At 71.0% G+C, this 21,798-nt stretch carries 21 protein-coding genes; 12 read left to right on the top strand and 9 right to left on the bottom strand.

Annotation, left to right across the window (positions count from 1 at the left end; all coding sequences use genetic code 11):
• Positions 1 to 475: 475 nt before the first annotated feature.
• The 3 genes from ACIPK4_RS39320 to ACIPK4_RS39310 all read right to left on the bottom strand — a co-directional run bounded on the left by ACIPK4_RS39320 (position 476) and on the right by ACIPK4_RS39310 (position 2,538).
• Positions 476 to 574 carry a putative leader peptide gene (locus ACIPK4_RS39320; protein WP_376195815.1) on the bottom strand — a complete coding sequence of 33 codons (99 nt, stop codon included), beginning with the start codon at positions 572 to 574 and terminating at the stop codon, positions 476 to 478.
• 155 nt (positions 575 to 729) lie between these two features.
• Positions 730 to 1,188 carry an Rrf2 family transcriptional regulator gene (locus tag ACIPK4_RS39315; RefSeq protein ID WP_054222085.1) on the bottom strand — a complete coding sequence of 153 codons (459 nt, stop codon included), beginning with the start codon at positions 1,186 to 1,188 and terminating at the stop codon, positions 730 to 732.
• A gap of 126 nt (positions 1,189 to 1,314) precedes the next feature.
• Entirely contained in the window at positions 1,315 to 2,538 is a 1,224-nt protein-coding gene (locus ACIPK4_RS39310; protein ID WP_402322558.1) for an acyl-CoA dehydrogenase, read from the bottom strand.
• A gap of 482 nt (positions 2,539 to 3,020) precedes the next feature.
• On the opposite strand from ACIPK4_RS39310, the gene ACIPK4_RS39305 reads away from it, so the two are divergent.
• Both ACIPK4_RS39305 and ACIPK4_RS39300 read left to right on the top strand, forming a co-directional pair.
• Complete coding sequence (locus tag ACIPK4_RS39305) at positions 3,021 to 3,104, top strand: putative leader peptide (protein ID WP_376195854.1); 84 nt, start codon at positions 3,021 to 3,023, stop codon at positions 3,102 to 3,104.
• A gap of 226 nt (positions 3,105 to 3,330) precedes the next feature.
• Complete coding sequence (locus ACIPK4_RS39300) at positions 3,331 to 3,885, top strand: winged helix-turn-helix domain-containing protein (protein ID WP_402322555.1); 555 nt, start codon at positions 3,331 to 3,333, stop codon at positions 3,883 to 3,885.
• Positions 3,886 to 4,210: 325 nt separating this feature from the next.
• On the opposite strand, the gene ACIPK4_RS39295 is transcribed toward ACIPK4_RS39300, so the two are convergent.
• The gene (locus ACIPK4_RS39295; RefSeq protein WP_402322565.1) at positions 4,211 to 5,335 is read right to left on the bottom strand and encodes an IS701 family transposase; all 1,125 of its coding nucleotides are present in this window, start codon (positions 5,333 to 5,335) and stop codon (positions 4,211 to 4,213) included.
• A gap of 57 nt (positions 5,336 to 5,392) precedes the next feature.
• Positions 5,393 to 6,463: an amino acid ABC transporter permease gene (locus ACIPK4_RS39290; RefSeq protein ID WP_402322552.1), complete on the bottom strand. Its 1,071-nt coding sequence runs from the start codon at positions 6,461 to 6,463 to the stop codon at positions 5,393 to 5,395.
• A gap of 685 nt (positions 6,464 to 7,148) precedes the next feature.
• Between ACIPK4_RS39290 and ACIPK4_RS39285 the strand changes: the two genes are divergently transcribed.
• From ACIPK4_RS39285 to ACIPK4_RS39275, 3 genes are read left to right on the top strand one after another with little or no spacing between them, the layout of a single operon-like run.
• The gene (locus tag ACIPK4_RS39285; protein WP_402322562.1) at positions 7,149 to 8,075 is read left to right on the top strand and encodes an ABC transporter substrate-binding protein; all 927 of its coding nucleotides are present in this window, start codon (positions 7,149 to 7,151) and stop codon (positions 8,073 to 8,075) included.
• A gap of 23 nt (positions 8,076 to 8,098) precedes the next feature.
• The gene (locus ACIPK4_RS39280; RefSeq protein WP_402322549.1) at positions 8,099 to 8,851 is read left to right on the top strand and encodes an amino acid ABC transporter ATP-binding protein; all 753 of its coding nucleotides are present in this window, start codon (positions 8,099 to 8,101) and stop codon (positions 8,849 to 8,851) included.
• A gap of 47 nt (positions 8,852 to 8,898) precedes the next feature.
• Positions 8,899 to 9,027: a hypothetical protein gene (locus ACIPK4_RS39275; protein WP_402322546.1), complete on the top strand. Its 129-nt coding sequence runs from the start codon at positions 8,899 to 8,901 to the stop codon at positions 9,025 to 9,027.
• A 12-nt stretch (positions 9,028 to 9,039) separates the two neighbouring features.
• On the opposite strand, the gene ACIPK4_RS39270 is transcribed toward ACIPK4_RS39275, so the two are convergent.
• A complete protein-coding gene (locus ACIPK4_RS39270) occupies positions 9,040 to 9,609 on the bottom strand; it encodes a GNAT family N-acetyltransferase (protein ID WP_402322543.1) in 570 nt (189 codons plus the stop codon).
• Positions 9,610 to 9,682: 73 nt separating this feature from the next.
• On the opposite strand from ACIPK4_RS39270, the gene ACIPK4_RS39265 reads away from it, so the two are divergent.
• Both ACIPK4_RS39265 and ACIPK4_RS39260 read left to right on the top strand, forming a co-directional pair.
• Complete coding sequence (locus ACIPK4_RS39265) at positions 9,683 to 10,870, top strand: MFS transporter (RefSeq protein ID WP_402322540.1); 1,188 nt, start codon at positions 9,683 to 9,685, stop codon at positions 10,868 to 10,870.
• Positions 10,871 to 10,962: 92 nt separating this feature from the next.
• Positions 10,963 to 11,187, top strand: coding sequence for a hypothetical protein (locus tag ACIPK4_RS39260; RefSeq protein WP_376195809.1), 225 nt, complete (start codon positions 10,963 to 10,965; stop codon positions 11,185 to 11,187).
• 106 nt (positions 11,188 to 11,293) lie between these two features.
• Here the strand turns inward: ACIPK4_RS39260 and dhaK are convergent, their stop codons facing one another.
• Positions 11,294 to 12,298, bottom strand: a complete 1,005-nt coding sequence (gene dhaK, locus ACIPK4_RS39255) for a dihydroxyacetone kinase subunit DhaK (RefSeq protein ID WP_402322537.1) — start codon at positions 12,296 to 12,298, stop codon at positions 11,294 to 11,296.
• A 313-nt stretch (positions 12,299 to 12,611) separates the two neighbouring features.
• Here dhaK and ACIPK4_RS39250 point away from each other — a divergent pair, with 313 nt between their 5' ends.
• The 3 genes from ACIPK4_RS39250 to ACIPK4_RS39240 all read left to right on the top strand — a co-directional run bounded on the left by ACIPK4_RS39250 (position 12,612) and on the right by ACIPK4_RS39240 (position 16,807).
• The gene (locus ACIPK4_RS39250) at positions 12,612 to 13,460 is read left to right on the top strand and encodes an MIP/aquaporin family protein (protein WP_402322535.1); all 849 of its coding nucleotides are present in this window, start codon (positions 12,612 to 12,614) and stop codon (positions 13,458 to 13,460) included.
• Positions 13,461 to 13,539: 79 nt separating this feature from the next.
• Entirely contained in the window at positions 13,540 to 15,057 is a 1,518-nt protein-coding gene (gene glpK / locus ACIPK4_RS39245) for a glycerol kinase GlpK (RefSeq protein ID WP_376204856.1), read from the top strand.
• A gap of 37 nt (positions 15,058 to 15,094) precedes the next feature.
• Positions 15,095 to 16,807, top strand: a complete 1,713-nt coding sequence (locus ACIPK4_RS39240; protein ID WP_402322532.1) for a glycerol-3-phosphate dehydrogenase/oxidase — start codon at positions 15,095 to 15,097, stop codon at positions 16,805 to 16,807.
• Positions 16,808 to 16,862: 55 nt separating this feature from the next.
• Here the strand turns inward: ACIPK4_RS39240 and ACIPK4_RS39235 are convergent, their stop codons facing one another.
• The gene (locus tag ACIPK4_RS39235; protein WP_402322529.1) at positions 16,863 to 17,951 is read right to left on the bottom strand and encodes an alpha/beta hydrolase; all 1,089 of its coding nucleotides are present in this window, start codon (positions 17,949 to 17,951) and stop codon (positions 16,863 to 16,865) included.
• Positions 17,952 to 18,091: 140 nt separating this feature from the next.
• Positions 18,092 to 18,742, bottom strand: coding sequence for an AAA family ATPase (locus ACIPK4_RS39230; RefSeq protein ID WP_402322526.1), 651 nt, complete (start codon positions 18,740 to 18,742; stop codon positions 18,092 to 18,094).
• Positions 18,743 to 18,937: 195 nt separating this feature from the next.
• Between ACIPK4_RS39230 and ACIPK4_RS39225 the strand changes: the two genes are divergently transcribed.
• Both ACIPK4_RS39225 and ACIPK4_RS39220 read left to right on the top strand, forming a co-directional pair.
• A complete protein-coding gene (locus ACIPK4_RS39225) occupies positions 18,938 to 20,131 on the top strand; it encodes a hypothetical protein (protein WP_402322523.1) in 1,194 nt (397 codons plus the stop codon).
• A 282-nt stretch (positions 20,132 to 20,413) separates the two neighbouring features.
• The gene (locus tag ACIPK4_RS39220) at positions 20,414 to 21,607 is read left to right on the top strand and encodes a serine hydrolase domain-containing protein (RefSeq protein ID WP_402322520.1); all 1,194 of its coding nucleotides are present in this window, start codon (positions 20,414 to 20,416) and stop codon (positions 21,605 to 21,607) included.
• Positions 21,608 to 21,798: the final 191 nt, after the last annotated feature.

The raw sequence follows: 21,798 nt of genomic DNA, 5'->3' as shown, positions 1-21,798 counted from the left end.
ATGCGGACCTCGGAGGCGGAGAGCTTCTTGGTGTCCGCGGCGGGGGAGGCGGACGTCTTCGCGTCACCCTTCTCGGCCTGGGAGCCGTAGCCGCAGGCGGAGAGCAGCAGGGGAAGCGTCGCTGTGACGGCGAGGGCGCGCAGGGTGGTGAGCGGTCTTGCGGCAGACACGGAGGTGTCCTTTCACGGGAACGGGACGGTTGCCAGACGGATGCCAGACGGGTGTCTGACCGGGGTCTGACCGGTGTCGGAGGGGGACGGGAACGGGCGGCGTGGAGCCGTCGGCACGCAGGGGATCCACCCCTGGCCGTTGGCGGGGGATGACGTGTGCGCGCCCCGTCGGACGCCGGCGCACGAAAGCCGGCGGGCGGGAGACAGGTCGGGGGTGGGATCTGCTCGGCCTACGACGGTGAGCACGGTGGGGCGGCGCCCGCTGGTGCGTTGCAGGGGGCGTGGAGCCGGCCCGGCGAAGGATGTCAGCCGGGCTGACAGATGGCGCTGGAGGTACGTACCAGGTCGATGTGCCGGCGGGAGGTCAGCGGCAGCGTCCGGCCCGCGTGGTGCAGTGTTCGCACGGCCACCTCCCTGGATCCCTAGTTTTCCCACCTGGTTGGTAGGCATATTGGCAGAGCGCGACATCCGGCCCAAGAGGGTGACCGTATGGTGGACGTATACATCTCGCTATATGGGAAACCGCAGGTGGGCGGGGGGTTAGAGATTGGGCGGGGGGTTAGGGATTGGTCCAAGCCCCGGGGGTTTCGGCCAGTGCCGATACGGCGGGGGGCAGATCGGCGGAGGCGACGTCGGCGAGGGTCACACCGTCGAGGATTTCGCGCACGTTGGCCCGCAGCGCGATCCACAAGGGGAGGAGTGACTGGGCGGGGCCGGTGTAGGACAGGTCCGGCGGCCGGACGCCGCGCACCGAGACGAGCGGTCCGTCCACGACGCGGATGACGTCCGCGATGCTGATGGACCGGGCGGGCTTGGCCAGCCGGTAGCCGCCGTTGCCGCCCCGCTGGCTGACCACGAGACCACCCCGGCGCATGTCGTTCAGAATGCCTTCGAGGAACTTGTGAGGGATGTCCTGGGCATCGGCGATGGCTTCGGCCTTCACCGGCTCGTCGTCCTGCGACGCGGCAAGCTGCAGTGCGGCACGTACCGCGTAGTCCGCCCTGGCTGAGATCCGCATGAGGACATTATCCGGCACGGAAGGCCCGGATCCGGCCGACGTCCTCATGGGTCGCCGCAGGCTGCCGGGCCGGTACGCCCGCCCGGCAGCCGAAGGCACTCCGGTCCGTCCCCCGTGGACCCCGCGTCAGTGGAAGTCCGCCGCCACGGCGCGGTGGGGGCCGTTGAGGTAGTGCTCGCCGATGGAGCGCAGCCGCTGGGCGACCGGGCGGTGGGCCGTCAGCACCCGGGCGTTGCGCCAGAACCGGTCCAGGCCGGGGGTGTCGGCGAGTTCCAGCACCCGGGCGGTGACGTGCAGGGCGGCCTTCGACATCACCGCTTCGGCCGTGGCGACCAGCGCGGCGACATCCGCCGGTACCTCGGCATCGAGGTGCGCGCCCGTGGCGAGAGCCCGCGCCATCACCTCCGTTGCCCGGTCGACCACTGCGGTGGCCGTCTGGATGGCGGAGGCGAGTTCCCCGTACGTCAGGAACAGGTCCGGGTCCTCACCCGGCATCCGGTGGGCGTGGCCGCCCCTGCTGAGGTCGCGCGCTTCGGTGAGGGCGCCCTCGGCGACGCCGAGGCCGACGTGGCACAGGGCGAGCCGGAGCGCCGGTTCCGCGAGCGCGGTGACGGGTGCGGTCGACTCCTCGTCGTGTGGGCGGCGCCCCAGCACCTGCGCGGGCGCGACGGCGACCCGGTCGAGGACGAGCCGGCCCGCGCCGGCGACCCGCTGCCCCAGGCGATCGTGGTCGGGTTCGACGGTCGCACCCCGTACGTCGGCCGGGATCCGTACGACCAGGACGTCGCCGGTCGCAGCACAGACGGCATCCACCACGATCTGGTCGGCGGCCGCCACCGCCGTGTCCACGCACCGGCGCCCGCTCAGTGCGTAGCCGGTGGTGCGCGGCCTCAGTGCGAGGTCGGATCCCCCGGTGTCGTGGTGCGAGGGAGTGCGGACCGCCCCGGTCCACAGCCACCGCTCGCGGACCGACTCCTCTTCGAGGGCGGTGGCGTGCTCGTGATCAGCGTAGAAGCGTCCGCTCCAGGCGTGCACGTAGTGACGGGCGAGGAGTTCACCGACCGAGCCGTCCGCTGCGGCGACCTCCCGTACGACGGCGCACCCGGTGTGCCAGTCCGCCCCGCGGCCGGGTCCGGGCGGGGTGAGGGCCGCCGGCAGGCCGGCCTCGCGCAGCCGGGTCGTCTCGTCGGTGGGCGGTTTGCCGGCCTGGTCGCGGGCGATGGCGTCCGCGGCCAGGTCGTCCGCCACATCGCGGGCGGTGCGCAGGAGCGCGCGGCGCCGATCGTCGTCCGACCGGTGGTCGTCCGACCGGTGGCCGGCGGGGCCGGGTGCCGTCCGCGTGGGCGTCACCGGCAGGCCCCCGTGCGGCTGGGTGACGCGGGGGCTGGGCGGACAGCGGTGCGGCGGGGGCTGGCGACGGTCATGTCGGCTACTCCGGAGGTTGTTGGGCGGCCTCGGCCGGTTGCTGAGGGGTGGGGGAGGCGTGCGAGCGCTGGAAGGCGATGGGGTGCGCGAGCCGTCCGCGACCGGATGGTGGACGCGGTCGGCGGTTCAATCCCCACGTTTCCCATCGGATTGATAGGGATACTCGCCCGAAGCGACCTTCCCGGCAAGAGCGTGACCAAATGATGGACATGACAATCTCGAAATGAAAGACGCTGCAGCTCGCCGGGAAGCCATCACACTTCAGGTGGCGATCCGTCAGGAGTGCTGTGTGCCTGCGAAGTTCACCGTGCAACCCGCACGGGGTCGGGTTCTTGTCTCCGCCTGTTTCCTATGTAACCGGTAGGAAAGTATTGACGCGGGTCCGCCCCGCACCTCAGGATGTGCCCATGTCCCCGTCGCAGCCGTTGCTCGTACGCCGCAGGCACGTCGACTTCCGTCGCGTCGCCAGCGCCGTCTGCCGCCCCTTCTAGGGCTTCTCCGTCAGGGCATTTCCCCGATGCGCGCCGGTGTTCCGGCGTCGTCGCACCCCTCTGCGCGTCGTGCCTTTCGTGACCCCGGCCCTGTGGGCCCTGCGGGTCTGTCCGGCGCGTGACGTGCCGATCCTTCCGGTCGGCTCCGTCGCGGAGACCCTCGCGCCCTGTCGTGCCCGAACACCCGGCATCCGTACCTCACTCCGCGCAGCCGAAGGGGCTCACCGTGACCACCGCAATTCCCGCACCCGCCGTCCGTCGTTTCCCGGCCCCGCGACTCCAGCTGGTGGGTGACCGCCAGCCCGGTGCCCCCGTCGGCGAACCCGACGGCGGTCGTGTCGGATACCTCGTGTTCCTGCCGGCGGACGTCGACCCGGTGGCGCTGATGCACGCGCACGGCATACGCCCGGAGGTCCATCCCCTCGGGCCCGGACTGCCCCGGGCACCCGAGCCGGAACCGGCCGCTCAGCCCGACCCCGCCAGGCACGAGGACGCGATCCGGGTCGACCGGGCGCGTCGGCTGGTCGAGCTCGACGGTCGCGAACTGGACCTCACGTACCTGGAGTTCGACCTCCTGGCCCACCTCGTGTCCCACCCCTACACGGTTCACACCCGTGACGCCCTCATCTCGGGCATCTGGGGATACGGGCACATCGGCGACGGCCGCACGGTCGACGTCCACGTGGCCCGTCTGCGCCGCAAGCTCGGACCCGCCTACCGGGACCGCATCTCCACCGTACGGCGCGTCGGCTACAAGTACGTTCCCGATCACCGGAACTGACCGTCAGCCGCCGCCCGCTCGGGAATGGGGAGCCCGGGCGGCGGCCGACTGCCCGCCCGTCGCACCGCCCGTCGCACCGCCCGCCGTCACGGCGATCGCCCCCCGCGGGGCCGGGCGGTGCTTCCGGCTGCCCGGCGCCGGGTCACCGCCTAGTACTGCAATCACAGTTATGGGGTGTGTCCGCGTTGTTTGTAGTGGCTGTCGCGGGCTCGTGTCTGACTGAGTCTTCGCCAGTATGACCAGTGCAGATGGTGATGGATGGTGAGGTGGGCGGGGTGGAGGAGGTGACCGATGAGGCGGCGAATCTCCGCTACGGACAGCGGTATCAGGCCACCGTTGTTTCCCCTTTTGACAGTTCGTGGGCGCGGACGGCGGTGAGTGCGGCCAGGGCGGCCATGGCGAGGGTGATGTGCCGGTACCAGGCGTGGTAGAGGCGGACCTGGTAGTGGTCCAGGCCGCACTCGCCCTTGGCGGTCTGGAAGCATTCTTCGACGGCCCAGCGGGCGCCGGCCACTGTGACCAGGTCTTTCAGCCGTGTGGTGACGGGGCCGTAGCAGACGTAGTAGGCGAGGTCGGTCGGGTCTTTCAGGCTTCTGCGGGCCAGGACCCAGTGGCCGTGGCCATTCTCCCACCAGATGCGGATCGGGATCCGCGCCCACTGGTACATGCGCTCGCCGTGGGATCCTTTCCCGGCGGACAGACGCTTCCAGGCCTGGGGCGCGAGGACGGCGACGAGGTCGTCGACACGGCGTTCGCCCATGCCGCGAGTGATGACGGTGTCGCTGGTCTTCACGCACATCACGTGGCTGATGGCCCGCTGTTCCATCCAGCAGCGCAGTGATTTCGACTGTCCGTATGCCTCGTCCGCGGTGACCCACGCGAACGGCACACCCGCCTCCACCGCACGGATGAGCATGGACTTGAAGTGCTCGGTCTTCGTCGCGAACAACACCTCGTCCGGGACGCCCGCGGCCCGGCACCGCTCGCGGTCGTCCGTCCACGAGGCGGGAAGATACAGTTCCCGGTCGATCAGCGCCCGCCCCTTCCTCGAGGCATAGGCCAGGAACGTGCCGACCTGGCAATTTTCGGTACGTCCGGCGGTGCCGGAGTATTGCCGCTGGACGCCGGCCGAGCGCAGGCCCTTCTTCAGGAAACCGGTGTCGTCCCCGATCAGAACGCCGTTCTTGTCACCGATCGTCTCGACCACGTAGTCGCGCACGTCGTCACGGACCTTGTCCGCGTCCCAGTCCGCCTCGCCCAGCAGGCGCTGCATCCCGATCGGCAGCCGGTCACCGGCCCGTTCCGCCAGCGTCCAGCCGTTCTTCCGCTCCAACGGAGCGATCAGCCCCCGCATATAGGCAAGCGCACGCACCCACGGCTCCGACCTCACGAAACGCGACGCAAACCGGGCATGCAACCCCGCCAGCACCCCGTCCCACTCCTCAACCAACCCCACCCCAAGCTCAGCCACACACCAACTCAACCACACATAACTGTGATTGCAGTACTAGCCGCCGGCGGCGGTCAGCGTGTGCAGTCGGGCGCGCAGGGTGGTCAGCCGGATGCGCAGTCGCTGCGCCGGCGTGGGCGGCAGGCTGCGGGTGGTGCCGCGGGCGTAGTACCGCTCGACGTAGTACTGGCCCCCGCTCAGCAGGGTCGTCGTCGCGATGTACCAGAGGGTGGCGACCATCAGCAGCGGGATCACCTGATAGTTCTGGTTGTAGACCAGCTGCACCGAGTACAGCAGGTCGTGCACGGCCAGCACGCTGACGATGCTGGTGCCCTTGAGCGTGCTGATCAGCATGTTCCCGGCGGTCGGCACGATGGAGCGCATCGCCTGGGGAACGACGATGCGGCGCAGGGTGCGGCGCCTGCTCAGGCCGAGTGCCTGCGCCGCCTCGGTCTGGCCGGGGTCCACGGAGAGGATGCCCCCGCGCACCACCTCGGCCGCGTACGCGGACTCGTGCAGGGTCAGACCGATGACGGCGGTCAGGGTCGGGCCCAGCAGGTTCACCGTCTTGACGGAGAAGAGCTGGGGCCCGTACGGGATGCCGAGGCCGAGCGTGGGGTACAGCGCGCCGATGTTGAACCAGAACAGCAGCTGCACCAGCAGGGGCGTGGACCGGAAGATCCACACGTACCCCCAACTCAGCGTCCGCAGAAACGGGTTGGCGGACAGGCGCATCACCGCCAGCACGGTGCCGAACAGGAAGCCGAGCACCATCACCGCGCCGGTGAGCCACAGGGTCAACAGCAGTCCGTCGAGCACGGCGGAAGTGGTGAAGTACCGCCCCACCACGTCCCATTGAAAGGCCTCGTTGCGCACGACGGAGGCCAGCACCATCGCGAAGACCAGCAGGGCGGCGGCAGCGGACACCAGCCGGCCGATGCGCCTGCGGGGCACGATCAGCGGTGGCTCGCCTCGGAGGGTGTCGTGCACCCGTGTGCGCCCGGGCGGTGAGGTGACCGCCGCATCGCGAGCGGTGGTGGCGGTGGTGGTGTCGGGTACGGCGGAGACGTCGGGCGGGGTGGCCATGGGAAGGCTCTCCAGGGAGGGGGCGTGGGTGTGGGTGACCACCCGGCGGCACGGTGCGCGGAAGTACGGCACGAGCTCCGCGGGGAAGCCGTGCTGCCGGATCGGATACTCGTGTCGTCACGCTCACCGCGTCCCTCAACGCGGGCGGAGGGGCTTCCGCGTGGGCGGAGCCGCTCCGACGCCGATCGTATGTGCCCAGGGCCCGGCCGTGTCAACCATGCAGGGCCCGGCCGGCCGGTGGCGTCCGGCATTCGGGCCCTTGCTTGACGAAGAGCCGCACGTACTGGTCAAGTAGTCGCATGACTGCCCATCAGCGCCTGGTCTCGCGCGACTACATCGACTTCGGTCGGGTGTGGTCCGCGGCGTGTTGCGCCTGAGGCGGCAGCGGGCTGTCTGATCGGCCCTTCCCTCCCTCGGTGACCCCGTCGCGGGCCGAGATCCTCCTTCGCGCCACCACCGGGCGCTGACGGCGAGCCGTACTCGGCACGCCGCCGCGCGTCCGGACGTGCGCTGCCGCCGCCCCGATCTCCTTCCGACGCCCCTCGCGTCGTCACGCCCGCACCGCCCCGCACATCTCCCGTGCCGTCTCGTCCTCGCCCGACGCACCAACGGCTCTTCAGTCATGCCCGGACGCGTGATCCCCCGTCCGTTTCGAAACACCACCCATGCCCCGCAACGGAAAGGCCTTCCCGCCGTGAACCTCCCCGGGAACGGGATCCGCACCCGCATGCGCACCGCCGCGGCCCTCGCCCTGCTGCCCCTCCTGGCGCTGACCGCCTGCGGCTCCGGTGACGCAGCACCCGCCGGTGCGGGCGCACCGGTGTCCTCCACGCCGGCCGACGATCCCGTCGCCGACGTACGGACCGTGGACTCGGTCGCCGCCCTGCTGCCGGCCGAGGTCCGCTCGGCGGGCACCCTGCGGGTCGGCAGCTCCGTCGGATCCCCGCCCTCGGCGTACCACCCGAACGGGCAGGACAAGCCGCCCGTCGGCCAGGACATCGACATGGCCGACGCCGTGGCCAAGGTCCTCGGCGTGAAGCTGGAGCGCCAGGACGCCTCCTTCGAGACGATCCTGCCCGCCCTCGGCAGCGGCAAGTACGACTTCGGCACGGGCAACTTCGGCGTCACCACCGAACGCCTGAAGACCATCGACTTCGTCACCTACATCAACGACGGGCAGGGATTCGCGGTCAAGACCGGCAACACCACCCTGACCACACAGGTCTCCGACCTCACCCAGTTGTGCGGCCTGACCATCGGCACCGGCGCGGGCACGACGTTCGAGAAGACCCTCACCGCACAGAAGGGCGTCTGCGCCGCAGCTGGCAAGAAGCCGTACGACGTGAAGGTCTTCGCCGAGACCGGGGCCGTCACCACCGCCCTGCAGCAGGGCCGGATCGACGTCGTCATGTCGACGATCAACGGCCTGCGCCACCAGGCCGCGCAGCCCGCCGCACACACCACTTTCCTCGGCGAGTACCACCGCCTCGACGTCGGCTTCGCCTTCAAGAAGGGCTCCCCGCTGACCGCCGCCCTCCAGGCCGCCGTCAACGAGCTGATCAAGAACGGCACCTATGCCCGCATCCTGAAGAAGTGGGGCACCACGGCCTCCGCGATCGACACCTCGCAGATCAACCCGGCCGAGCACTCGTGAAGGGAGAGGCCGTTAACGACGTCATGGTGGAAGTGCGCGGCGTCCACATGAGTTTCGGGCCGCTGGAAGTGCTGCGCGGTGTCGACCTGCACGTCCGCACCGGCGAGGTCACGGTGATCCTGGGCCCCTCCGGCTCGGGAAAGTCCACGCTCCTGCGCACCATCAACCATTTGGAGAAGGCCGACCGCGGCTGGATCAGCGTCGACGGCGATCTCATCGGCTACCGCAGCTCCCGCGGCAAGCTGTACGAGCTGAAGGAGAAGGAGGTACTGAGGCAGCGCACCAGCATCGGGTTCGTCTTCCAGAACTTCAACCTCTTCCCGCACCTCACCGTCCTGGACAACCTCGTCGAAGCCCCGGTCTCCGTGCTGCGCCGCCCGCGGCCGGAGGCGGAGACGACGGCCCGACGGCTGCTGGACCGCGTCGGCCTCGCCGACAAGGCCGACGCCTACCCGCTGCAGCTGTCCGGGGGGCAGCAGCAGCGGGTGGCCATCGCCCGCGCCCTGGCGCTCGAACCCAAGGTGCTGCTCTTCGACGAGCCGACCTCGGCGCTCGACCCGGAGCTGGTGGGCGAGGTCCTCGACGTCATCAAGGACCTGGCGCGCGCCGGAACCACCATGGTCGTCGTGACGCATGAGATCGGGTTCGCGCGCGAGGTCGCCGACACCGTCGTCTTCATGGACGCCGGAGCCGTCGTCGAACAAGGCCCGCCCGCAGCCGTCCTGGACGAGCCGCGCCACGCCCGTACGCGCGCCTTCCTCTCCAAGGTGCTCTGACCGCAGTCGTGCCCCGCCCGCGGGCATCCGGGCCTGTACGGCGGCCAGTGGATTCCCTCGACGGTTGCCTTCAGTACGACGTCGCCCCGCACATGCGGGAGGCCGACGCGGCCAACAAGGCGTTCCGCGCGGGTCCGGTCCAGGTGATCGAGCTGTCCGGTACGCCGGTGGCCTGACGGCTCCGGGCGTCAGGCGGACCGGCCGAGGGTCTGCCACTCGCGCCGGAGCATGGCGTACACCAGGTCGTCGCGCCACGCCCCCTTGAAGAGTTCCGTTCCGATGAAGCGGGCCTCCTGGCGCATGCCGAGGCGTTCGAGGAGTCCGGCGGAGGCGGTGTTGGAGGCGTGACAGCGGCCGATCACCCGGTGCAGCCCCAGTACGTCGAATGCCACACCCAGGACGGCGGCCGCGGCCTCGGTGGCGAACCCCTTGCCCTGGTGGGCCGGGTGGAAGACATAGCCGAGCTCGCCCTGGCGGTGTTCCACGCTGAGCAGGACCAGTTCCACCTGCCCGATGACCTTCCCCGTGCCCGGCTCGACGACCGCCAGGCTGAGACAGTCCCCCTCCGAGGCCGGTTCGGTCTCCCGTGCCATCTGCTCCACCGCCACCCGGACCTCCTGCGGTCCGCGCGGCTCCCACCGCATGAACCGGGCGACGTCGGGGCGGCGCTGGTAGTCGCAGACGTCCTCGGCGTCCCCGGGCCGGAACGGACGGAGTATCAGCCGGTCTGTGACGAGGGGGAAGTCGATGTGCGGCATCGGGTGACTGTACCCCTGCCCCCGTCGGCATGCCGCACCGCCCCGAGCGCCGGGCGCGATTACCGTCGGCGCCATGGACGGTGATCGCAGACGGTGGCGCCAGTGCCTGCTCGCCGGGGCGGTGTTCGCCGTGTGCATGGCCGGCACCACGTTGCCCACCCCCCTCTACGGCCTCTACCAGGAGAAGTTCGGGTTCTCCGAACTGCAGGTGACGGTCGTGTACGCCGTGTACGCCTTCGGCGTCATGGGGGTCCTGCTGCTGGCCGGCAACGCCTCGGACGTCGTGGGCAGGCGGCCCGTACTGATGACGGGCCTCGCACTCGCAGCGGCCAGCGCCGGCTGCTTCCTGTGTGCCAGTGGGCTGGGCTGGCTGTACGCGGGCCGGCTGCTGTCGGGTCTGTCCGCAGGTCTGTTCACCGGGGCCGCCACGGCCTACGTCATCGAACTGGCGCCGCAGAACCGCTCCTCACACGCCACGTTCGTGGCGACGGCCGCCAACATGGGCGGTCTGGGCTGCGGCCCCCTGCTCGCCGGTGTGCTCGCCCAGTACGCCCCCTGGCCGCTATACCTGCCGTTCGTCGTGCACCTCGCCCTCGTCGCCGGCTCGGCAGCCGTCCTGATGCGGCTCCCGGAGACGGTACGGGAACGGCGGCCGTTCGCGGCGGTACGGCCGCAGCGGCCCGCTCTGCCCGCGTCGGTGCGGCGGGTGTTCCTGCCCGCCGCAGCCGCCTCGTTCGTGGGTTTCGCACTGTTCGGGGTGTTCACGTCCGTCAGCCCGGCCTTCCTCGTCGAATCCCTGGGCGTGCACAACCGGGCCGTGAGCGGGCTGGTCGTCGCCCTGGCCTTCTTCGCGTCGACCGCCGGACAACTGGCCGTCGGCCGCCTCGGGGTCGGCAGGTCCCTGCCGCTGGGCTGCACGGCACTCCTCGCCGGGCTGGCGCTGCTCGCGGGCGCCCTGTACTGGGATCTGCTGGCGCTGGTGGTCCTCAGCGCGCTCGTCGGCGGCGCCGGGCAGGGCCTCGCCTTCCGGGGGGCGCTCTCGGCGGTGGCCGGGGCGTCTCCGGACGACCAGCGCGCGGCGGTCATCTCGACGCTGTTCGTCGTGGCCTACGCGGGCATCTCGGTACCGGTCATCGGCGTGGGCGTACTGACGGACCCGCTCGGCCTGGAGGGGGCCGGACTGGTGTTCCTCGCCTGTATGACCGCCCTGGTGTCGGCCGCGGCCGTCTACCTGCTCCGCCACCCGGTGCGCCAGGAGTGACGGACCTCCGCTTCGCGAGGGCGCCCCGGAGGCCGAACGCCCGGTTCGGGCATCGCGCCCACGGACCGGGACGACGACCCTACAATCGGCCCGTGAGCGAAGTCAGGTGCACGTACTGCGGGACCATCGGCATCGAGCAGGGCTTCGTCGAGGACAACGGCGAGGGCTCCCGCGGCTACGCACGCTGGATAGCCGGGCCGCTGGAGCGGGGCCTGCTGGGCGGCGCGAAAAGGCTGGGCCGGCCCCGCCGCCAGATCGATGCGTACCGCTGTCCGAACTGCGGCCATCTGGAGCTCTTCGCCACACAGCCCGTCTGAGCGCGACGGCTCACGGGACGCCGGTGCCAGGCGCCCCTACGACGCCGTCCGCACGAGGCGCTCCCACGACGCCCTGCGAAGCGAGCACGCACATCCTCCGACGGGGTCAGCGGCCCCAGCGCAGCGCCGCCGTCTGCACCGGCGCGTCCCACAGCCGCAGCATCTCCTCGTCGGCCCGGCACAGCGTCACGGAGCAGCCGGCCATGTCCAGCGAGGTGACGTAGTTCCCCACGAGGACCCTGGCCACCGGGACGCCCCGGTCGGCCAGCACCCGGGCCACCTCCGCATGGAAGCCGTACAGCTCCAGCAGCGGCGTCGCGCCCATCCCGTTCACCAGGGCCAGCACCGGCCCGTCACCCGGGGCGGCGCTCGCCAGGTCATCCAGTACGGCACCGACGGCGAACTCCGCGATCTCGCCGGCGGGCATCATCGGACGGCGCTCCCGGCCCGGCTCACCGTGGATCCCGATGCCCAGCTCCAGCTCGCCGTCGGGCAGGTCGAAGGTGGGACTGCCCTTCGCGGGGGTGGTGCAGGCGCTCAACGCCACGCCGAAGCTGCCCGAGGCCTCGTTGACCCGCCTGGCGACTGCGGCGACCTGCTCCAGCGGCGCGCCCTCCTCCGCCGCCGCACCGGCGATCTTCTCGACGAACAGCGTGGCACCCGTGCCGCGCCGCCCGGCGGTGTAGAGGCTGTCGGTGACGGCGACGTCGTCGTTGACCAGCACCCGTTCGACCCGGATGCCGTCGTCCTCGGCGAGCTCGGCGGCCATGTCGAAGTTCAGCACGTCCCCGGTGTAGTTCTTGACGACGAACAGCACGCCCTGCCCGGAGTCCACGGCCTTGGCCGCCCGCAGCATCTGGTCTGGCACGGGGGAGGTGAACACCTCGCCCGGGCAGGCGGCGGAGAGCATGCCGGGTCCGACGAAGCCGGCGTGCAGGGGCTCGTGTCCCGAGCCGCCACCGGAGACGAGACCGACCCGCCCGCCCTGGCGCGCGTCCCGCCGTACGACGACCCGCGCCTCGGCGTCCACCTCCAGTTCCGGATGTGCCGCGGCCAGCCCCCGCAGGGCGTCCGCGACCACGGTCTGCGGACTGTTGATCAGCATCTTCATCGTGTGCCTCCCGGTGGGAGCCGGCGGGTGAGCGGCCCGGGCGCCGTCACGGATCGGGTCACCGGGCGCCGCGTGCCGGGCGGGCGCGTCCGGGCGGGCACGCCCTACGAACAGTGTGCTGCCGAGCCCCGGATATCCGCGAGAGCTCGGACGACGCCCCCGAGAGGGAGCCGGACACCGCTGCCGCGGTACTGGTCCGAACGGGGGACGCCACCGGCCCGCCTTTCCGGGACGGGCGACCCGACTTACCCTGATCACGGGGGGCTCGGGGCAGTCGAATGCCGGTCTGCGGACCGGCGGGAAGCGGGCACCCATGAAGGAGCGCCTCAAAGCATCAGGGCTGATCGGCGAACTCTCGGCTGAATTCGCCGGCACCATGATCCTCATACTCTTCGGCTGTGGTGTCGTGGCCCAGGTGGTCGCCGGCGGAGCCCTGACGGACCCCGCGGGCGGCCTCGGAAACCACGACAGCATCGCCTGGGCCTGGGGTCTCGGCGTGACCCTGGGCGTCTACGTCGCGGCGAGGCTGAGCGGCGCCCACCTCAATCCGGCGGTGACCCTCGCGCTGGCCGCCTTCAAGGGCTTCCCGTGGAAAAGGGTGGCCCCCTACGCGCTGGCCCAGCTCGCCGGAGCCTTCGTCGCGGCCCTGATCGTCCGCTGGAACTACACCGAGGCGCTGGCGAAGGCCGACCCCGGGCACACCATCAAGACGCAGGGCGTCTTCTCCACGCTCCCGGCCAACGGCAACCCGAACCTGCCGGTGCACGAGTGGGGCGCACTGCGCGACCAGATCATCGGCACCGCGATCCTGCTCCTGCTGATCTTCGCGGTCACGGACCTGCTGGGAACGCCTCCCGGCGCCAACCTCGCCCCCTTCATCGTCGGCCTGATCGTGGTGGCCATCGGCATGGCCTGGGGCACCAACGCCGGGTACGCGATCAACCCGGCACGTGACCTCGGCCCCCGGCTGGCCAGCTTCGTGACCGGCTACGGCACGGCATGGCGAGATCAGTACGGCAACCTGTACTTCTGGGTGCCGATCGTCGGCCCGTTCATCGGCGGTCTGCTGGGAGCGGGCATCTACAAGCTGCTCATCGGCAGGTTCCTGCCCACCGCCGAACCGGAGCCTCCCGGACGCGTACCGGCACCGGACGAGAGCTGACCCGGTCCGGGACGGGCGGACGCCGCCCGTCCCGGACGGCAGCCCCCACACACGGCATCCCAAAGGAAGGCGGCACCCCATGGCTGACTTCGTCGGCGCAGTGGACCAGGGGACCACGAGCACCCGTTTCATGATCTTCGACCATGCCGGCAACGAGGTGGCGCGGCACCAGCTGGAGCACAACCAGATCCTCCCGCGCTCGGGGTGGGTCGAACACGACCCCGTGGAGATCTGGGAACGCACCAACTCGGTGATGCAGAACGCCCTGCGGCACGGAAACCTCGACGCCTCCGACCTGGCGGCCGTCGGCATCACCAACCAGCGCGAGACGACCGTCGTCTGGGACCCCCGCACGGGCCGCCCCTACTACAACGCCATCGTCTGGCAGGACACCCGTACCGACTCCATCGCCGCTGCGCTGGAGCGCGGCGGCCAGGGCGAGGTCATCCGCCGCAAGGCGGGGCTGCCGCCGGCCACCTACTTCTCCGGCGGCAAGATCCAGTGGATCCTGGAGAACGTCGACGGCGTCCGAGAGGCCGCCGAGCAGGGTCACGCCCTCTTCGGCAACACCGACTGCTGGGTTCTGTGGAACCTCACCGGCGGGCCGGACGGCGGCGTCCACGCCACCGACGTCACGAACGCCAGCCGCACCATGCTCATGGACCTGGAGACACTCGACTGGGACGACGAACTGCTCGGCTTCTTCAACATCCCCCGCTCCATGCTGCCCACCATCAACCCGTCGTCCCACCCGGAGGCCTACGGGCAGACCCGCACCTCCCGCCCGCTGCGGGGGGCCATTCCCATCACCGGCGTACTCGGCGACCAGCAGGCGGCCACCGTCGGGCAGGTCTGCTACGCGCCCGGCGAGGCGAAGAACACGTACGGGACCGGCAACTTCCTGGTGCTCAACACCGGGACGGAACTGGTCCGCTCGCAGCACGGCCTGCTGACCACGGTGGCGTACCAGTTCGGCGACAGCCCCGCCATCTACGCCCTCGAAGGGTCCATCGCGGTCACCGGCTCCGCAGTGCAGTGGCTGCGCGACCAGCTGAAGATCATCAGTGACGCCGCCGAGAGCGAGCGTCTGGCGAGCACGGTCGAGGACAGCGGCGGCATCTACTTCGTCCCCGCCTTCTCCGGCCTGTTCGCCCCGTACTGGCGCTCCGACGCCCGCGGTGCGATCGTCGGGCTGGCCCGATACCACGACAACGGTCACTTGGCGCGGGCGACCCTGGAAGCCATCTGCTACCAGACCCGTGACGTGGTGGAAGCCATGGAGCAGGACTCCGGCGTCCACCTCGACGTGCTCAAGGTCGACGGCGGGGTCACCGCCAACGACCTCTGCATGCAGACCCAGGCCGACGTCCTCGGCGTACCGGTCAGCCGCCCCGTGGTCGCCGAGACGACCGCGCTCGGCGCCGCCTACGCGGCCGGGCTCGCCACCGGCTTCTGGCGGGACACGGACGAACTGCGCACCCACTGGCAGGAGTCCAAGCGCTGGGAGCCCGCGTGGTCGGAGGAACGGCGCACGGAGGGCTACGAGGGCTGGAAGCGCGCGGTGGAGCGCACGCTCGACTGGGCCAAGGTCGAATAGGTTCCGGCCGCGGGCCCGCAGCACCGAGGAGGAGACCATGGTCGATCCGGTAGCCCTCTCACCCCGGGCCCGGAGCCGGGCCCTCGCCGCCATGGGACGGGACGAGCTCGACGTCCTCGTCGTCGGGGGCGGAGTCGTCGGCAGCGGGGCCGCCCTGGACGCCGCCACCCGGGGCCTGAGCGTCGGGCTCGTCGAAGCCCGCGACTGGGCCTCGGGTACGTCCAGCCGCTCCAGCAAACTCATCCACGGAGGCCTGCGCTACCTGGAGATGCTCGACTTCCGCCTCGTCGCCGAAGCGCTCAAGGAACGCGGCCTCCTGCTCCGGTACCTCGCCCCGCACCTGGTGCGTCCGGTGCCGTTCCTCTATCCCCTGCAACACCGCGTCACCGAACGCCCGTACGTCGGCAGCGGAGTCCTGCTCTACGACGCGATGGCGCGGGCCTCCGGCACCTCCGGAGGCCTGCCCCACCACCGCCACATGAGCAGGCGACGGGCCCTGCGCGAGGCGCCCGCCCTGCGCTCCGACGCCCTGGTGGGCGCCATCCAGTACTGGGACGCCCAGGTCGACGACGCCCGGCACACCCTCTTCCTCGCCCGGACGGCCGCTTCGTACGGCGCACTGACCGCCAACCGCACCAGCGTCAGCCGCTTCCTGCGGCAGGGCGAGCGGGTGGTGGGAGCCGTCATCACCGACCTGGAGAGCGGCGACGAGACGGAGGTGCGGGCCAAGCAGGTCATCAATGCGACCGGGGTGTGGACGGACGACACCCAGGCCATGGCGGGCACCCGCGGCCAGTTCCACGTCCGCGCCTCGAAGGGCGTTCACCTGCTCGTCCCCCGCGACCGCATCAACTCCCGGACCGGCCTGATCCTGCGCACCGAGAAGAGCGTGCTGTTCGTCATCCCCTGGGGCCGGCACTGGATCATCGGGACCACCGACACCGACTGGACCCTTGACAAGGCACACCCCGCCCTCAGTTCCAAGGACGTCACCTACCTGCTCGAACACGTCAACAGCGTCCTGGCCACCCCACTGGTCCCCGAGGACGTCGAGGGCGTCTACGCCGGCCTGCGCCCCCTGCTGTCGGGCGAGGCGGCGGAGACCAGCAAGCTGTCCCGGGAGCACCTGGTCGCCCATCCGGTGCCCGGGCTCGTGGTGGTGGCGGGCGGCAAGTACACCACGTACCGGGTGATGGCGAAGGACGCGGTCGACGAGGCCGTTCGCGGCCTGGACGAGAAGGTCCCGGACTGCGTGACCCACCGCGTTCCGCTGCTGGGCGCCGACGGCTACCCGGCGCTGTGGAACTCACGGCACCGGCTCGCCGAGCGCTCAGGGCTCCACGTCGCGCGCATCGAGCACCTGCTGAACCGCTACGGCTCCCTGGCGCCCGAACTGCTCGCCCTGGTGGCGGAAGACCCCTCGCTCGGTGAGGCGCTGCCCAGTTCCGACGACTACCTGAGGGTCGAGGCCGTGTACGCAGTGACCCACGAGGCGGCCCGCCACCTGGAGGACGTCCTCGCCCGGCGCACCCGGATCTCCATCGAGTCCTGGGACCGCGGGGTGGACGCGGCGCAGACCGTGGCCCGGCTGATGGCGCCCCACCTGGAGTGGAACCAGGCGCAGCAGGACCGGGAGGTGGACCACTACCTGAAGCGCGTGGCCGCGGAGCGCGAGGCCCAACAGCAGCCGGACGACCGGACCGCCGACGCCGTGCGGCTCGGGGCGCCCGACATCATCCCCTTGAACTGACCCGCCGACGGGGCGTGCCCCACCACCGCCCCCATTGCGGCTCCGGGCACTGCCCCTACTGCGGCTTCGGGCCCTTCATCAGCTTGCTGAGCTGCTCCAGGGGGCCTTCCTGCATGCCTCGGACGTAGTCCCAGCCGTTGTGGTCGCCGCCCTGGATCTCGTGGATCGTGACCTTGATCGGGCCCTTGCCGAACTGCTGCTGGAACTTCTCCATCCGGTCGCGGCCGCCCTCCTTGGTGCCGTACTGGAAGAAGACGTTCACCTCGGGGCCCTTGTCGGCGATCAGTTTCGGGGCGAGCTTCTCCGGGTTGTTCGCATCCATCTCCGCCTGGTGGCCCTTCCAGAGCGGGGAGTCCGGGACGATCTCGCCGCCGTTGGCGATGACGGCCCGGAAGCGGTCCGGCTTCTGCAGGAGCTGCTTGAGGCCGACGAAGGCGCCCGAGGAGTTGCCCATGTAGGCCCAGCCGTCACGGGACTTGTAGGTACGGAAATTGGCGCGGGCGAGGTCGGGTACGTCCTCGCCGAGCCAGGTGCCCATCTTCGCCTGGCCGGGGATGTCGGAGCCGTCGTAGTAGTACTTGCTGTCCGGGTTGAGGAGCGGCATGACCAGGATGAACGGCAGGCTCTTGCCGGCGGCGCTGCCCTCGGCGACGGCCTTCTGCAGGCCCAGCTGCGGCATGGTCGCCCAGTAGTTGTCGGCGTTCCCGTTGCCTCCGGGCAGCGCGATCATCACCGGGAAGGCGCTCTTCGCGTACTCGGGGCGGTCGTACTCCTTGGGCGTCCACACCCACACGCTGCCCTCGAAACCGGACTTGGCGCCCTTCACCCGGGCCTTGGATATGCGGGTGCCGTCCGCCAGTTTGACCGACTGCTTGAACTCGGTGAACGGGCCGGTGGGGAGGGAGACGTCCGGGTCCGCGCTCGGCGCGGAGGCCTGCGTCCCGCCGCCGGTGTCCTTGTTCTTGTCCCCTCCGGCGGGCGGCTTCGCGTAGCTGACGGCCTCGCCGTTCCCGTCGAACCAGTCCGCCTTCCAGTGGGCCAACCCGGCGCCGGCGCCGACGAGTAGCGTCACGGCCACCGCGGAGCCGATCCAGACCTTCTTGCGGGATCGCCTGGGCTGCTGCGCCTGCGGGTACTCGTGCACGAACTTCGCTCCGAACGGTGCGGCTGCCCTGCGCGGGCAGAACGGGTGGGTCTTCCTCTTGGGATGCGTTTCCCGACGCCCAGGTTGCAAAAATATGCAAAAAATGTCGTTTAGGTTTCAAATGGTGCTCTGGGCTCCGCTCAGGATGGACGGGACCCGAACCTCACCGCCGTGATGCGATCCCGCTGCCCGCGATCGAAAACCACCACGGAACTGATGCCGGGAACCTGGGCCTGGCCACCCCGTTCGACCTGCCGCAGAAACCTCGCCAGCCCACGCCGGTGCAGCGCGAACACCCGGCGTGACGCGAGCCTGCGGCGAGCCTGCTGACCCGACAGCGCCTCGGGGGCACCAACGTCCAGGACCACCATATGCAAGGGGCGCCCGGCCCGGCGAGCGGTACGGGCGAGCCACCCACGCATCCAGCTCCTGCTCCCGCAGTCGTGGATCAGCAGCGGACCACCGCGGCGCAGCTCGCCGCGCAACCAGTGCATGTGCCTCAGCCGCGCCCACGGCCGGTAGGACGCATAGGGAAGCCATGCGGGCATCCGCGCCTCGAACGACGTGCGCGTGACGCGGGGGTCGACCACGGTGGCGGAGGCGGCCCATGCCCGCAGCAGCGTGCTCTTCCCACTCCCGGGCAGCCCGCAGACCACGACCGCCGCGTCGAACGGGTACGAGAGCCACACGTCCCGGCCGGCCGACCCGCGCAGATCGAGCACTCCGTGCGGGGATATGAGGTGGTCAGGGCGCGCGCCGACGACCAGGTCGGTGCTGGTGGGTGTACTCACAGATGCAAGCCGTCCGTACGAGGTCCAAGGAACCGACAGTACGACACCCGCTTTGTGGCCGACCGCCCACTGTTTGACCGATCTGAACTCGCGTACAAGTGAAGGCCGTGCAGCATCCGGCCGGCCGGTGCCCGAGGAGGGGCACAGCGGCCTGCCGCATCGTGTTCGTCTTGATCGTTCACTTCAGGGGGCATCATGCGCATGCGTTCACGTGCCTGGACTCTGGCCGCCGCGGGCCTGCTCGCCGCAGCCGCCAGCCCGGCGTACGGGGCCGGCACGCCGTCGGCCGAGTCGGCGGCACGGTCCGCCCAGTACACCGTCCAGGACCTCGGCACCCTGGGCGGTACCCGCAGCAAGGCGACCGCCGTCGACGGCAACACGGCCGTCGGGAGCTCGCTGACGAGAGGCGACGCCGCCGAGCACGCCTTCGCGTACGACCTGCACAGGCACACCATGATCGATCTCGGCACGCTGGGGCGTTCCAGCCGGGCGACCGACGTGGAGGGCGACTACGTCGTCGGGGAGTCGGACCTTTCCGCCGAAGGCCCGACCCATGGATTCGCCTACAGCCTCCGCACCCGCCGGCTCCTCGACATCGGCACTCTCGGCGGCAGCAGCACCCACATCACCGGCCTCAACGGTGACACCGTGGTGGGAACGTCCTCGCTGTCAGGCGACGCGGTCACCCACGCGTTCGCGTACAGCCTGCGCACCCGGACCATGACCGATCTCGGCAGCCTCGCAGGCCCGTCGGGCCAGAGCAGCGCGGCGGCCGTCAGCGGTTCGGTCGTCGTGGGCAGCTCCTCCCTGCCGAACCTGCCCGCCACCACGACGCACGGGTTCGCGTACAACCTGCGCACCCGGACCATGACCGATCTCGGAACCCTCGGCGGAAGCTCCAGCACGGCCAACGACATCAGCGGTTCAACGGTGGTCGGCCAGTCCCGGACGGCGGGGAACACCCTTACCGGATACGCCTACGACCTGCGCACCGGCACCCGCACGGACCTGGGCTCCCACTTGCTGACCAGGCAGCTGATCAGCGGCAGCACCGTGGTCGGCGGCGACGGCATGCTCGCCAGATCGTTCGACCTCACGACGCACACGAGCGCCGTGATCGGCTCCGGGCGCGGCGTCACCGAGGTCAGGCAGATCGCCGGGAACCTCATGGTCGGCGACAACTTCGCCCCCAACTCCTTCGCCTTCGTCGCCCACGCCGACGATGGCGAGTTCACCTACCTGCCCTCCCTGGGCGGCCTCAACTCCCATGCGGCTCAGGCCAACCGGAACGGCATCGTCGCGGGCAGCGCAGCCCTTCCCCCCGGGGACCCGGCCACCGCGAACGGCCCGTTCCACGCGGCCGTCTGGGTACCGCAACCGGCGGCGTAGCGGAACGGACCCACGAGGGCGCTGAATGACGGTCCAGGCGCCCGGCCCGGCCCGGCCGCCCGACCCGGGCCGCCGGGCGCCGGTGCGAGCCGCAGGAGCCGCAACGCCGCCCGGTGCGGCCGGGCGTGCGACACGCCCGGCAAGGGGGGAACCGCGTGTCCGCCGACCGGACCCGGCCGTGCGCGCCGCGGGCCCGGAACGCCGCACGGCTGCTAGGCAGGCGGTACCGGCCGGCCCGCACCGGCCGGCCGTCCGCCGCCCCCCCCACACCGGGAGACACCCGTGCCCACCCGCGTACGCCGCTTCCGCACCGGTCTGTCCGCCGCCGCCCTCACCGCCACCGCGCTCGGCGTCCTCCTTCCGCCCGCGCAGGCGGCCGGGGCCGGACCGGGCGCCGCGGGAGGGCCCCAGGACCACGACAAGCGGCTCCAGCGGCGGCTCGAACAGCTCGTCGCCCAGGACGACGGCCCGCCCGGAGCGATCGCCGTGCTCACCAGGGGCGACCGGACGCAGGTGTACACCGCCGGTGTCGGGGACGTCGCCACGGGACGCCGGCCGGACCTCGACGACCACATGCGCATCGCCAGCATCGCGAAGGCGTTCAGCGGTGCAGTGGCACTGCGGCTCGTGGACGAGGGGCTCCTCTCCCTCGACGACACCATGGGCGAACGGCTGCCCGGCCGGCCCGCCGGCTGGCACGCGGTGACCCTGCGCCAGCTCCTCCAGCACACCAGCGGCCTGCCCGACTACTCGGCCGCCCCCGAGTTCCTGAGCATCCTCCAGGCCGACCCCCGCCACCTGTTCGACCCGCGCGCCCTCCTCGACTTCGTGGCGGACGAGCCGCTGCTGTTCCGCCCGGGCACCCTGTACCAGTACTCCAACTCCGACAACATCGCCGTCGCCCTCATGGCCGAGCAGGCCACCGGCCGCCGCTACGAGGACCTCCTCAGGGACCTCGTGTACCACCCCCTCGGTTTGCGGCGGACCAGCCTGCCCCTGGGCTACCGGCTGCCCCGCCCGTACCTGCACGGCTACGACGTCACCCCGCCGGCCGAACCGGAGGACGTCAGCCAGGCCCTCAGCGCCTCGGGGGTCTGGGCCTCCGGCGGCATCGTCTCCACCCCGAGGGAACTGGGCACCTTCATCCGCGCCTACGGGGGCCCCGGCCTGCTGTCGGACAAGACCCGCAAGGAGCAGCTCACCTTCCGCCCGGGCGACTCCTCGGAACCGGCGGGCCCGGGCACCAACGCCGCAGGCCTCGCCATCTACCGGTACTCCACCCGCTGCGGCGTCCTCTACGGCCACACCGGCAACTTCCCCGGCTACACCCAGCTCGCCGCCACCACCCCGGACGGCACCCGCTCCCTCACGTTCTCCATCAACACCCAGGTCAACAAGGACAACAAGCCCGCGCTGCTCGCCCGGCTCCGCACGGCCCAGGAGGACTTCGCCTGCGCACTCCTCGAGGACCGCTGAACCGGCCCGGCCAGACGGGACTTTGACGCGCGACCTAGACGAGTCAGAGATGACGCTCGCCGCACAGTGGAGGCCGGAGCTGGTGCTGCTTTTCCCGGGCTCTGGCACTGATCTTGTGGTCGCTAACCGTGTGTGCCTCACCCGTGTCGTCTGTCACCAGAACACAGCCAGCACTTCGCGGTTGAGCTGCA

Origin of the sequence: Streptomyces sp. NPDC086989, assembly GCF_044745505.1 — a bacterium.
Lineage (GTDB): Bacteria > Actinomycetota > Actinomycetes > Streptomycetales > Streptomycetaceae > Streptomyces.
The sequence above is the reverse complement of the archived record's forward strand: the minus strand, read 5'-3'. Positions and strand labels throughout refer to the sequence as shown.